Source organism: Pseudomonas sp. RA_35y_Pfl2_P32 (assembly GCF_963970735.1).
Taxonomy (GTDB): domain Bacteria; phylum Pseudomonadota; class Gammaproteobacteria; order Pseudomonadales; family Pseudomonadaceae; genus Aquipseudomonas.
In genome coordinates this window covers 48,853-60,694 of record NZ_CAXAQF010000003.1, presented here as the reverse complement: position 1 = coordinate 60,694, position 11,842 = coordinate 48,853, and the positions used below count along the sequence as shown (strand labels likewise).

11 protein-coding genes are annotated in these 11,842 nt (G+C 58.7%); 4 read left to right on the top strand and 7 right to left on the bottom strand.

Annotated features, from left to right (window positions below):
* The first annotated feature begins 134 nt into the window (after positions 1 to 134).
* Entirely contained in the window at positions 135 to 1,550 is a 1,416-nt protein-coding gene (locus tag AACY45_RS03875; RefSeq protein WP_339544232.1) for an efflux transporter outer membrane subunit, read from the top strand.
* Between the two features lie 129 nt (positions 1,551 to 1,679).
* Here the strand turns inward: AACY45_RS03875 and AACY45_RS03870 are convergent, their stop codons facing one another.
* Positions 1,680 to 2,597, bottom strand: a complete 918-nt coding sequence (locus AACY45_RS03870) for a LysR family transcriptional regulator (protein WP_339544231.1) — start codon at positions 2,595 to 2,597, stop codon at positions 1,680 to 1,682.
* A 101-nt stretch (positions 2,598 to 2,698) separates the two neighbouring features.
* On the opposite strand from AACY45_RS03870, the gene ilvD reads away from it, so the two are divergent.
* Positions 2,699 to 4,630, top strand: coding sequence for a dihydroxy-acid dehydratase (gene ilvD, locus AACY45_RS03865; protein WP_339544230.1), 1,932 nt, complete (start codon positions 2,699 to 2,701; stop codon positions 4,628 to 4,630).
* Positions 4,631 to 4,698: 68 nt separating this feature from the next.
* Here the strand turns inward: ilvD and AACY45_RS03860 are convergent, their stop codons facing one another.
* Positions 4,699 to 5,142 carry a tautomerase family protein gene (locus AACY45_RS03860; protein WP_339544229.1) on the bottom strand — a complete coding sequence of 148 codons (444 nt, stop codon included), beginning with the start codon at positions 5,140 to 5,142 and terminating at the stop codon, positions 4,699 to 4,701.
* A gap of 95 nt (positions 5,143 to 5,237) precedes the next feature.
* On the opposite strand from AACY45_RS03860, the gene AACY45_RS03855 reads away from it, so the two are divergent.
* Positions 5,238 to 6,200 (top strand): GlxA family transcriptional regulator, encoded by a 963-nt coding sequence (locus tag AACY45_RS03855; RefSeq protein ID WP_339544228.1) that lies wholly within the window; start codon positions 5,238 to 5,240, stop codon positions 6,198 to 6,200.
* A 338-nt stretch (positions 6,201 to 6,538) separates the two neighbouring features.
* On the opposite strand, the gene AACY45_RS03850 is transcribed toward AACY45_RS03855, so the two are convergent.
* Both AACY45_RS03850 and AACY45_RS03845 read right to left on the bottom strand, forming a co-directional pair.
* Entirely contained in the window at positions 6,539 to 7,036 is a 498-nt protein-coding gene (locus AACY45_RS03850; RefSeq protein ID WP_339544227.1) for a hypothetical protein, read from the bottom strand.
* A gap of 12 nt (positions 7,037 to 7,048) precedes the next feature.
* Positions 7,049 to 7,756 carry a TetR/AcrR family transcriptional regulator gene (locus AACY45_RS03845; protein ID WP_339544226.1) on the bottom strand — a complete coding sequence of 236 codons (708 nt, stop codon included), beginning with the start codon at positions 7,754 to 7,756 and terminating at the stop codon, positions 7,049 to 7,051.
* Positions 7,757 to 8,080: 324 nt separating this feature from the next.
* Here AACY45_RS03845 and ltrA point away from each other — a divergent pair, with 324 nt between their 5' ends.
* Positions 8,081 to 9,847 carry a group II intron reverse transcriptase/maturase gene (gene ltrA / locus AACY45_RS03840; protein WP_445261157.1) on the top strand — a complete coding sequence of 589 codons (1,767 nt, stop codon included), beginning with the start codon at positions 8,081 to 8,083 and terminating at the stop codon, positions 9,845 to 9,847.
* A 167-nt stretch (positions 9,848 to 10,014) separates the two neighbouring features.
* On the opposite strand, the gene AACY45_RS03835 is transcribed toward ltrA, so the two are convergent.
* The 3 genes from AACY45_RS03835 to AACY45_RS03825 form a co-directional block, all read right to left on the bottom strand.
* The gene (locus tag AACY45_RS03835) at positions 10,015 to 10,437 is read right to left on the bottom strand and encodes a GNAT family N-acetyltransferase (protein ID WP_339544225.1); all 423 of its coding nucleotides are present in this window, start codon (positions 10,435 to 10,437) and stop codon (positions 10,015 to 10,017) included.
* Positions 10,438 to 10,864: 427 nt separating this feature from the next.
* Positions 10,865 to 11,485 carry a substrate binding domain-containing protein gene (locus AACY45_RS03830; RefSeq protein ID WP_339544224.1) on the bottom strand — a complete coding sequence of 207 codons (621 nt, stop codon included), beginning with the start codon at positions 11,483 to 11,485 and terminating at the stop codon, positions 10,865 to 10,867.
* A complete protein-coding gene (locus tag AACY45_RS03825; protein WP_339544223.1) occupies positions 11,482 to 11,775 on the bottom strand; it encodes a LysR family transcriptional regulator in 294 nt (97 codons plus the stop codon). The genes AACY45_RS03830 and AACY45_RS03825 overlap by 4 nt, the downstream gene beginning before the upstream one ends.
* Positions 11,776 to 11,842: the final 67 nt, after the last annotated feature.

Genomic DNA, 11,842 nt, shown 5'->3' with positions numbered 1-11,842 from the left:
CCCCTTTAATTAGATCGACTACTTAGTCTAGTATTTAGAAAACCCCAGGCACAGTCAAGCGACGATACGAAAGGATCTTTCCGTGAGCCGACCGGCAAACCCCTATAACGCAAAGGCCGCTTCTATCCGCGGTCATGGTTTTAGCCGCCACGCTTGCAGGATGCGCAAAGCTTGGCCCGCAGCCCGAAAACGTGCAGCCCGTTGCAACCGATTGGGCGAACCGTGGCGCCGTGCCTCGCACACCGATCGTCGACCCAGCTCAGTGGTGGAAGGCGTTTGATGAGCCGGTGCTTGATGCGTTGGTTGCACAGACGCTTGAACAAAACCTGACGCTGTTGCAGGCCAGCAGCCGCTTGCAAGCCGCCCGGGCACTGGTGCGAACAGCCGAGGCTCAGCGTTTGCCACAGGTGGGCGCAACCACTGAAGGCCGCCGCCAGAAGCGCTTGCCCGGCCCCGCAGAAAGTGACTTCGAGCGAGCCTCGGAAGATAACCTACAGTCTCCTACCGGATCGCGAACCAGCAGCTACTTTCAGGCGGGTTTCGATGCATCCTGGGAGCTAGATCTGTTCGGGCATTTCGCAGCGACCGAACAGACCTCCCGCGCGACAGCGGGTAGTGCGCTGGCCGAGTCTCGAATGGCGCGCGTCTCCGTGGTCGCCGAAATGGCGCGTAGCTACATCGAGTTACGCGCCGCACAGCGCCGCCTGGCGCTCCAGAGAGAAAACCTCAAAGATCAAAACCGTCTCGTCGCGCTGACGCGTGACCGACGCGCCGCAGGCATTGTGGGCGATCTCGACCTCGATCGCAGTCTGACGGCAGCCTCAGAGACAGCGGCGCAACTGCCGTTGCTCGAACAATCCATACAGCAATCCGCCCAGCGCATCGCCGTATTGACCGGTAAAGCCACCCTCGACTCGGACTTACTGAAGCCAATGCCACAACCCGTTGCCGAACGCTTGGCGCTGCGTGTTCTACCTGCCGATCTTGTGCGCGTACGCCCGCAAATCCAACGTGCAGAACGCCTGATTGCACAAGCCAATGCGGAGTTGGGTATCGCTGTCGCCGATCTCTACCCGCGCATGACGCTAGTAGGAGACATCAAAGCCAGTGGCAGCCTGCTCGGCACACCTTTAGCCGAACGCGCGACGAACGCGTCCGCTGGGCTATCAATCCACATCCCATTGCTGGACTGGGGCGCACGCCGCGCGACCGTGAGTGCGCGCGAAGCGGGTTTGACGGAAGCGATCTTTGCGTACCGCCTGGCAGTGCTTGAAGGTATCGAAGATACCGAAAATGCACTCACTGCCATTGATACCGGGCGCCGCAAAGCCATGGAGGAAGAGATTCGTCTGGCCGCTGCCCAGCGCACAGCCAGCCATGCCGATACGCTTTACCAACGCGGCATCACGGACATGCTCAATCGTCTCGATACCGCGAAGGCTTTGCGCGAGGCTCAACTGAGCAGCGCGGACGTTGTCGAGCAGCGGGCACTGGCTGTGGTCGTGCTGTACAAGGCTGTCGGCGGAGCGAGTCTGGAGCCGGCTCTTTAGCGTTGGTGACAACGTATTTGCGCGCGTGTCGACAGAGCCGTCACCTCTGACAACGCCAACAGGCACCAACGCCGTAACAGGTCGCCGTGCCGACCTGAGGTGTCCGGTGCCGAATCGCCCGACCTCGGATCAACTCATGTCCAGTTCGAGCAACTGACTGGCCATGTGCAGGAAGTTGGCGAGGGTCGGTGCCATATCGTCGCGGCGGTAAACCAGGCCTGTTTCCAGATGTGGCGCATTATCCTCCAAAGCGAGATAGCGCACCCCCGAGCGCGCCAGGTGACGCAATGATGCAGGCACCAGCGCAATGCCCATGCCTGCCGATACCAAGCTAATGATCGTCTGCATCTGAATAGCGTGCTGGGCAATATGCAGGCTACCGCCGCACGCTGCGTAGTAGCCGGTGACCAGATCATAGAACGCCGGTGCCGCACGCCTGGGAAATACCACCAAAGGGCAAGAAATCATCGTGTCTGAAGATAACCGTCCATCCACATCGACCAAGCGCCCGTCTAGCATCCACGTCTCCGGCACAGCGGCAATCAGTGGCTCGACTACCAAAGATCGGTAGGCCAATTGATCGGGAATAGAGGCCCAAGGGTTGGCGATCACAATGCCTGCGTGCCCCTGCCCCTCGACCAGCGCCGCTATCTGAAGGTCACTAGTGGCCTCCATCAGCGAAAGCTCCACCGCCGGGTACAGGCTGCGGAAGCGTTGGACCAGTACGGGAAGAATGCTGTAGTCGGCGGTGCTGACAAAAGACAGTTCCAGCGTGCCGGCATCGCCCCGAAGAATAGCTTGCGCCGTATTACCAAGCGCATCGATGGCACCGAGCGCGGCCCGCACCTGAGGTAGCCATTGCTCGGCGAACGGGGTCAGCGCCACGCTGCGCTTGGTGCGTACGAACAGCGACGCACCGACTTCGCGCTCCAGCGCCATGATCGACTGGCTCAACGGTGGTTGGGTCATGCACAGGCGTTGCGCTGCCAGGCTGAAATGCAAGGTCTGGGCGACAGCGACAAAATGCCTGAGCTGGCGAACATCCATTTCTTATACCTCCAACAACTTAATAAGCACTAAATAATATATTTCACAGCCACAAAACCAGTCTTTAGCCTGAGTCCATACCGTCAGCCCAGGAGGACTCTATGCCCGTTTATCGTTCGAGAACCACTACCCATGGCCGCAACATGGCCGGCGCCCGTAGCCTGTGGCGAGCCACAGGCATGACCGATGACGACTTCGGCAAACCCATCATTGCCATCGCCAACAGCTTTACGCAGTTTGTCCCAGGTCACGTACACCTCAAGGATCTCGGCCAACTGGTCGCCGGCGAAGTGGCGCAGGCCGGCGGCGTGGCGAAGGAGTTCAATACCATCGCCGTCGACGATGGCATCGCCATGGGCCACGACGGCATGCTCTATTCATTACCCTCGCGGGAACTGATCGCCGATGCCGTTGAATACATGGTCAATGCCCATTGCGCCGATGCACTGGTGTGCATCTCCAACTGCGACAAAATCACCCCAGGCATGCTGATGGCTGCCATGCGCCTGAACATCCCTACCGTGTTCGTTTCTGGCGGTGCGATGGAGGCTGGGAAGGCGGTGATCAAAGGCAAGCTCCAGTCTCTGGACCTGATCGACGCAATGGTGATCGCCGCCGATGATTCCTATAACGACGAGGAGGTCGCAGCGATCGAGCGTGCCGCCTGCCCTACCTGCGGTTCGTGCTCCGGTATGTTCACCGCCAACTCGATGAATTGCCTGACGGAAGCACTTGGCCTGGCATTGCCGGGCAATGGTACGGTGCTGGCGACCCATGTCGAGCGTGAGGGACTGTTTCGCCAGAGCGGGCGACTGATCGTCGAGTTAGCCAAGCGCTGGTATGAACAAGACGACGCGCGGGCGTTGCCGCGCAACATTGCCAACCGAGCGGCTTTTTCAAACGCCATGAGCCTGGACATCGCCATGGGCGGCTCGACCAACACTGTCCTTCACCTATTGGCAGCTGCTCGCGAAGGCGGCGTGGAGTTCAACATGGCCGACATTGACCTGCTGTCTCGCCGAGTCCCGTGGCTGTGCAAAGTCGCGCCCGCCTGTAGCGATGTGCACATCGAGAACGTGCATCGAGCCGGTGGCATCATGGCGATCCTTGGCGAGTTGGACCGTGCAGGCTTGATCGACACAAGTTTGCCTACAATCCACGCGCCCACCTTGAGAGATGCGCTGGATCGCTGGGACATCGCCCGTAACCCAGACCAGCAAGTGCAGACTTTTTTCCGTGCCGCGCCGGGCAATGCCCTCACCCAGCGAGCCTTCAGTCAGTCAGCGCGCTGGGATGATCTGGACACAGACAGGTCAACGGGCGCGATCCGATGCGCTGAACAGGCTTTCAGCAAGGACGGCGGCCTCGCGGTGCTGTTTGGCAACCTGGCGCCGGAGGGCTGTATCGTCAAAACAGCCAGTGTCGCCCCCTCCATGTTGGTGTTCGAAGGCAAAGCCGTGGTTTTCGAAAGTCAGGAGGCGGCGGTGGCTGGCATCCTTGGCGACCAGGTGGTGCCTGGCGATGTTGTGGTCATCCGCTACGAAGGCCCCAAGGGCGGCCCTGGTATGCAGGAAATGCTCTACCCCACCAGCTATCTCAAATCCAAAGCGCTGGCCAAGTCCTGCGCTCTTTTGACCGACGGGCGATTTTCGGGCGGCAGCTCCGGCCTGTCCATCGGCCATGTATCACCGGAAGCGGCGGAAGGTGGACTGATAGGCCTGGTGGAAACAGGGGACGTGATCAAGATCGATATTCCCAACCGTTCCGTTGAACTGATGGTCGATGAGGCAACGTTGAACCAGCGTTACCACTCGATGGATGCCAAGGAAGGGCAAGCCTGGCAGCCAGCCGCACGGGCTCGAAAAGTGTCGGCGGCACTTCAGGCCTACGCGGCACTGACATCGAACGCAGCTCGCGGTGCGGTCAGGGATGTGACGCAGGTTCAACAGCGATTTGGCGGCAGGCGAGCATCTCCCCCTGTCTCACAGCGAATCGCAACAGTACCGCCAACCGTTTATCTCGACGGGGACTGAAACAACCGACAGTTCGGCCGGGGGACGAATAAGCGTACAGATGTACGCTTTCTGGAGGGCCCATATCGCTAGTCCGCGAGATGCCCGTATCCGGCTGCACGGGTGAAGTCGGCCAAATGCCAGATCTCACCGTTCGCCCCCCACGTTCCATCAACAACCTCCTCGATCTGTATCGAGCTCAGCAACCGGCGCTGATCCCCCGCGGCCAGGCTCGATTGTATGGCGCCATGCAGTTCACCCACGTAGCGCTGGCGCATCGGTGCATCAAGGACGCCGGCGGGCACCTTGACGATGACCATGCACGGGACAACCTGGGCATGAGGAGCAACGCCTCCGCACAGCCATTGATCGGCCTGCACTTCCTCGATGAGCACCCAGCACAACATACGTTGCTGAGGGGCATCGCCCATGTGTTCATTAATCATTGCCACCTCGCTCACGCTTCGAAGCAACTGGTGGCGCTGTGGCAGGTTGAAAGCGCCGGTAGGTACCTTGATCAGGATGTTTGGCATGGGGAAACCTCGCTGTTAACTGGAGGCGCCATTGGGCCAGTTATCCCTTCCCTCGATAAGTGACCGATTCGTCTTCTTTCGGGCATAATCGGACAATGTACGATTTCACTGTCCTCATCTTTCCCGGGTCGTTCGCCTCAAGCGTCGCAGCGACCTTGGACATCCTCGGCACCGCCGCCACACTGGCGCAGCGACGCGGCCTTGCCGTGCCACGCTGGCGCGTTTGTGGGCCGCAGCCAGGGCTGACTACGCTGGGCCAAGGCATGCTGTTGCAGGTTGACGCGCTGACCACAGACGTAGAGGACAACTCATGCTGGGTCATTCCGGGCCTCGGCATCAGCGACTTCGACGCGCTGCTGCAGCGTCTTGAAGAAGACTGGGTCCTTCAGACACTGCCAGCGCTGAAGGCACATGTGAATCAAGGCAAGGAGATTGCCGCCTCATGCTCGGCGGTCTTTCTCCTGCACGCCGCAGGGTTACTCACGGGGCGACGGGTGACGACTTCCTGGTGGCTCGCCCCCTGGCTGTCGAGCATTGCGCCTGACTGCATCGTCGACCCCAACGTCATGGTGCTCTGCGACCCGCCCTTGACGACCGCCGGCGCAGCCTTCGCGCAAGCTGACCTGATGCTGCACCTGCTGCGCAGACGTCTGTCGCCGGAGCTCGCCGACGTGGTGGGCAAGGCCCTTCTACTCGATGGCCGGCAGTTGCAATCCCCATTCATCAACCCGGCAATCATGGCCCAGGGCAATACGCTGGTCGCCAACCTCTCCGCCTACATAGAAGCACAACTGCCCCATCCGCCCAGTGTCCCGAGTCTTGCGGCTTACGTCGGCATGTCTGAGCGAACGCTGTCCCGGCACCTTCAAAAAGCGACCGGTCTTTCAACTCGGAATCTGATCCAGCGTGTGCAATTGAACAGAGCCCGCGTGCTGCTGGAAACCAGCAGGCACTCCGTTGAATCTATCGCCGCACAGGTGGGATACCAAGATGCCACGGCCCTGCGGCGACTGATGCGCCGCCTGTTGAACGCCTCCCCAAAACAACTGCGCCAGTAAGCTCCATCTCTGAAGATCTCGTCCGCAGACAGCTCGTAGCAGAAGGTTTGCCCATCACCAAGACGCTGAACTTATGCTTAGGTGTCTCTCCCGAGCTCCAGGCGACGCCGAGGGTTAACTTACCGGTCAGGTCTGCCATAACGGCGACGGTTGGCAGCCTTGATACGACGTCTACACTCGAAATCGGCCGGGGAATGGCCGACCTAACGCCACTGGGCCGCTACGACGAGATCAACGGCGCCGCCCACATTTACAACGTTGGTTCCGCGGATCGCTTCACCGCCCTCTACTGAAGATTGTGGTTAACGGCGTGAGTAAACCCGATGTGGCGCCATGACCTATAGACCCATCGCAGACTTGGTCGCGTAGGCGACAATGATCACCGCCACGATGACAAGACCGATCAGCACGGGCCCAGGAATCGATGGTCGGCTCGATATTACCGCGCTCGATGCGTCGTACCGGGAGAGCATGATCACCGCCAGCACCAGCGCCCCACCGAGGACGGTGCCGAGCCATTCAAGCGTGGTCAGGAGAGGCGACATAGGGTTCGGCGGTACCGGAAAAATACGGCCGAGATCGAGTAGATAGACGCAGACAAAAGCGAGACCGGCAAGCTCCGGCAGGCCATATCCCCGGCCCTTGCGCGCGACGATAACGGCAAGCACCAGACTTCCCAGACCAAGCACTGTCAGGAACGCATTGAATGCGCCAAGCACAATCGCGGGATAGGCGCTGAAATCACGGGTCTCGACAAACCCTCCCGGCACCATGAGGCTCAGATTGATAGCGGAGGCGATCAGGAGGGTGACAACGGCGAAACGGAAAACGGCCATGAGTGCGATCCTTCACGGTGATGTGGTCGAACTTGCCAGTTCGGTGGCGCTTTCCATCGGTGCCATCATGGCGATCATGAGGCCCACGGCCCGGCGGTTCAGGTTGAGCGCGTGTTGTTCGCCAAGGTCGTGCACGTTCAGCGCAAACCACCGATCAATCTCACGCACCACGGCAAAGGCCGTGTCGGTCAACAAGCTCAGCGGCAGATCCGAACGGACGGCACCAACATCCTGCCCAGTCTCGAGCAGCCGCTTCAGATGGCCATGCAGACCGCTGAGCAGGTCTTCAATGGCGGCTTGTGCAACCGCTTCGCGATAGATGCCGCGCCCCAATTCGGCCAGACGGTTGTTTTGCTGGAATATAACCGTTACTTTGCCGAAGAGCGCGGCGGTCTGGTGCCAGTAACTCAGGGCGGAATCCGTGGTGGGTAGGCGTGCGTCGAGCAATCCGGCAAGTTCAGCCATCGCTCGCTCGATCACGGCGCGATAGAGCTCGCCTTTGTCGGCAAAGTAATAATAGGCTTGTCCCTTGCTGATGCCGGCACGCGCCAGAATCCGGTTCAGCGATGCGCCTTCGAACCCATGGACCTTGAACTCGTCTTCTGCCGTATCGAGCCAGACAGTGCGCTGGACATCCGGCAGTTTCCGCAAGCGTTCTCGCGCCTGATCTCGATGATTAATGGAGTGATCCTCAATGGTTGTCACAATGAAGCCGGGCATAATTTTAGACCGATGGTCTAATTCAGGTCAAGCGCACGTCAGCATCGATGATACTCGGCAGGTACGAGGGGTGTACCGGCGACGCGGGAGGCTTATGGGGCTGATTCTTCATCCACTACGTAAAGCGCAGAGACGTGCAAACTCTTTCTGAAAACCACAGGTGAAACCATGGTGGGTTCCGGAGCGGGAAGCGAGAAGGTAGGTTGCACAACTATAAGCTGACTTGGCCGGACGCTTAGTGCGCCAGTTAAAGCTGGCGGAGGATAGTCGATGAAAGTTCGATACTGGTAAGAAATGGCGAATCAACCAGACCCCGAGTCATGCATGTTGCACCGTGAGGTGCAGGGTGAAGCGTTGACAGGGGAAACCGATGGGCCAGCCATTGAGCCGCGGAATCAGGAATCCGGGATGCCGATGCTGTTAAGCGAAGCAGAAGGCAATACGGAGCATGGCGTTATACGCCAGTCATGCTCTGATCCCGCGCGGTCGGAGACCCTGTGCACGTCGGGAAGTCCTTCGCACAGAAACTGGGAGATCTCAGCACTGCCCGGTGCGCAAGCACCGGGCGGAGCAGGAAAGGCCAAAAGCCGTAACCCTGCTGTCCACGGCGCTGAGAAGTCGGATACGTCCGTAGTACCTGAGAAGCCATCGAACAAAGGGCTAAGCCCTGCGGAGATAGTGGAGGAAAGGGACGTAGCCAAGGGAAACACCAACGGGCCTCCCGCGCCCCGGACACTGAGCCGGATCAGTTGCGCGTCGATGGGACTTGAAGGTGTACGTGAAGCAGCCCGAAGGAACAAGGGCACGCAGTTCACGGCATTGCTGCACCACGTCACACCGCAGTTACTGGCGCAGAGCTTTTATGCCCTGCGCCGCGATGCCGCAGTGGGCGTGGACGGCATGTCGTGGCGAGAATATGAGGAAGGTCTTCTCCAGCGGGTGAGCGATTTGCACGCAAGGCTTCACAGTGGAGCCTACCGGGCAACGCCGTCGCGGCGGGTCTATATCCCCAAAGCCGACGGCAGGCAGCGTCCGCTGGGCATTGCCTCTCTGGAGGACAAGATCGTACAGCAGGCGGTCGTTACCGTTCTGAATGCGATCTATGAAGAAGACTTTCTGGGATTCTCGTATGGGTTTCGGCCGGGGCGTAGCCAGCACGATGCACTGGATGCGTTGACGGTCGCGCTCAAGGGCCAGAAGGTGAACTGGATATTGGATGCGGATATCACGTCGTTCTTTGATGAGATCGACCATGAATGGATGCTGATGTTTCTGGGACACCGGATTGCAGACCGGCGCCTGCTCGGGCTTATCTGCAAATGGCTTCAGGCGGGTGTTATGGAGGATGGCCGTAGGATGGCTGCGACCAAGGGAACGCCCCAAGGCGCAGTGATATCGCCGTTGCTGGCGAATATCTATCTTCACTACGTGCTGGATCTGTGGGCAAGGCAGTGGCGCCAGCGGCATGCCCGTGGCGATGTGATTGTTGTGCGATACGCGGACGACAGCGTGGTGGGTTTCAGGACGCAATGGCAGGCTCAACAGTTTCTGGTGCAGTTGCAGAAACGCTTGGCCGGGTTCGGTCTATCCCTCAATGCCTCGAAAACACGGCTGATTGAATTTGGTCGTTTTGCTGCGAGAAATCGCAGGAAGCGAGGGTTAGGTAAACCGGAGACGTTTGACTTCCTGGGCTTCACGCACTGTTGCAGTACCAACAGAAGCGGTGGTTTTCAAATACTGCGACTGACGATCAAGAAGCGAATGCGTGCGACGCTGCTGGCTATTCGGGATGAGCTGAAGCGCCGATGTCATGAGCCCATCCGGGCTCAAGGGCAATGGCTTACTCGGGTGGTCAGGGGCTACTTCAATTACCACGCGGTGCCGGGAAACCTGATACGTCTTGGTGGTTTTCGTTCGGCGGTATGTCGCCTATGGCGGCAAGCCCTCAAACGTCGCAGCCAGCGTAATCGGCTTCAATGGTCACGCTACGGATGCCTTGCTGACCTCTACATACCTAGACCCAGAAATGCACATCCTTACCCTGAGGATCGCTTCGCGTCACATACCCGAGGCAGGAGCCGTATGCGGTAGTTCCGCACGTACGGATCTGTGCGGGGGGCGGCAGGCAACTGCCGTCCCTACCGCGACCGGCGATGCCACCTACTTAGCTGAATAATCAGCCACATCATAATTCTGCTCGGTTTGGTGCTCCAATTTCAGAACCCGCTCTCCGGAAACCACTCCACCCCCATATTAAATTAAGGGGATATGCGTATTTGAGGACGAATATCGGCACTCACGTCGTCCGTAAGATATTTCTGTCGCTCCCGTTTCATCTTGAAAGAGTTTCCTGAGTCCGTAACGATTTGGAACCCCAACCGCCTATAGAGATTTATGGCTTTGTTACCCTTCAAAACAGTGAGCGATACAGCAATATCAGCTGAATCTGCCCGGGCCAGCCATTCGGTTAGGAGTTGCTTCGAAATACCTTGCCCCTGGTAAGCCGGTAAAATTTGAACTTGCACGATTTCCCATTCAGCTAGACCTTCAACGTATTTAAGTAAGCCAATAGGAACAGATGCCCATAATACGATATGTGCATCGCAGGCTCGGTATCTGATACGGGCCAAGTGAGCGGCATCATCAGTAGGCTCCCCAGCACGCCTCAGGTGCTCATCCATGGTCACACGCCGCAAGGCAAGTAGAAACGGTTCGTCCTCCGACGTACACTGACGAAGGCTTATGTCATTTAGCCTCATATGTTTCCCCAGTATCATTTCAAGAGTCCGCTGGATCATCCTGTATAAGCTCGAATGGATCCACTGATACGGCAGTAGTTCTCCGGTCTCACCCGCACTATGCATACGGACCATCTCCGTTTTCCGCTGCGCAGTGCGCCTGCGAGTCGGGTCAACTGAAGCGAGTTTCCCCTCGGATCCTCACTGAACCGCACATGACAGTCTCCTGTCATACGGTATCCAGTACACGACTTGGCCGAACGGATACGACGCAACAGACAAGGGGATGACGAAGCTTGTGCCTCAACGGCTGGGCGTCTGTTTAGCCAGGCAAACTGTGCTGAAATCCCGTATCAGAGGGACTGTTCGACTAAATCAGATCCCAAGGCGCCTTACGCCAGCGTTCGACAAGAAAATCGCTGAATACCGTCAGTCGCCGAGGCACCGGCTCGCGACGTGCCCGCACCATGCTTATTTTCGAGGGCTGCGCCTCCCAATCCGGCAAAACCCGCAGCAACCGCCCATCGCGTAGCTCCTCGTGGATATCCCAAGTCTCACGCAGCGAAATGCCCTGCCCGGCCAAGCACCACTCATGCAGCGCATCGCCGCTGTCGCTGCAAAGTGTGCCACTGACCGCGATTGCCACTTCTCGCCGCCCGTTGCGCAGAGGCCAAGTATTTTGCAACAACCCCGGATAGGCGAATACCAGGCAGTTGTGTTGCTCAAGCTCCGCCGGCTGTTCAAGTTGGCCGTACTTCTGCAAGTAAGAGGCAGATGCCACCAGCACACGCCGGTTATCAGTCACTCGCCGCGCGACCAATCGCGAATCGGCCAGTTCGCCCATGCGAATCGCTAAATCCAGATCAGCGCTGAACAGATCTTGCACCGAATCGGACAGACGCAAATCGAAGCCTACTCCGGGATACAAACGGCAAAAGTCATGGATGGCCGCAGTAACGTACTTGCGGCCAAACGGCGCGGGTGCGGTCAAGCGAATGATGCCCCTGAGTTCCTGGCGCCCCCCGCTGCCAATTCCTGTATTTCTTCTAGCACCGCCAGGGCAACTCGCGCTCGCTCAGCGATGGCGCGGCCTTCGTCCGTAATCCGTAGATTGCGGGTGTTGCGCTCGAACAGGGTGGTGCCCAACGCGTGCTCAAGACGGGCAATCTGCTTGCTCACCTTCTTGGGTGCCAGGTGTAGATCACGTGCGGCGGCGGAGAAGCTCACACGGTCTACCACCTGCACGAATATCGCTAGGTCATCCAGATTACGCACACTCATTTGGGCAACTCCAGGGCAAGTACTTGTCCATTCTGGTCGTTTAAAGGGTATATCAAAATCGCCAGAA

Coding starts and splice junctions, on each gene's coding strand:
- AACY45_RS03835 (WP_339544225.1), bottom strand. CDS start 10,437: ATGGATGAGCACCTGAGGCGTGCTGGGGAGCCTACTGATGATGCCGCT.
- AACY45_RS03855 (WP_339544228.1), top strand. CDS start 5,238: ATGTACGATTTCACTGTCCTCATCTTTCCCGGGTCGTTCGCCTCAAGC.
- AACY45_RS03860 (WP_339544229.1), bottom strand. CDS start 5,142: ATGCCAAACATCCTGATCAAGGTACCTACCGGCGCTTTCAACCTGCCA.
- AACY45_RS03825 (WP_339544223.1), bottom strand. CDS start 11,775: ATGAGTGTGCGTAATCTGGATGACCTAGCGATATTCGTGCAGGTGGTA.
- ilvD (WP_339544230.1), top strand. CDS start 2,699: ATGCCCGTTTATCGTTCGAGAACCACTACCCATGGCCGCAACATGGCC.
- AACY45_RS03875 (WP_339544232.1), top strand. CDS start 135: ATGGTTTTAGCCGCCACGCTTGCAGGATGCGCAAAGCTTGGCCCGCAG.
- AACY45_RS03850 (WP_339544227.1), bottom strand. CDS start 7,036: ATGGCCGTTTTCCGTTTCGCCGTTGTCACCCTCCTGATCGCCTCCGCT.
- AACY45_RS03845 (WP_339544226.1), bottom strand. CDS start 7,756: ATGCCCGGCTTCATTGTGACAACCATTGAGGATCACTCCATTAATCAT.
- ltrA (WP_445261157.1), top strand. CDS start 8,081: ATGTTGCACCGTGAGGTGCAGGGTGAAGCGTTGACAGGGGAAACCGAT.
- AACY45_RS03870 (WP_339544231.1), bottom strand. CDS start 2,597: ATGGATGTTCGCCAGCTCAGGCATTTTGTCGCTGTCGCCCAGACCTTG.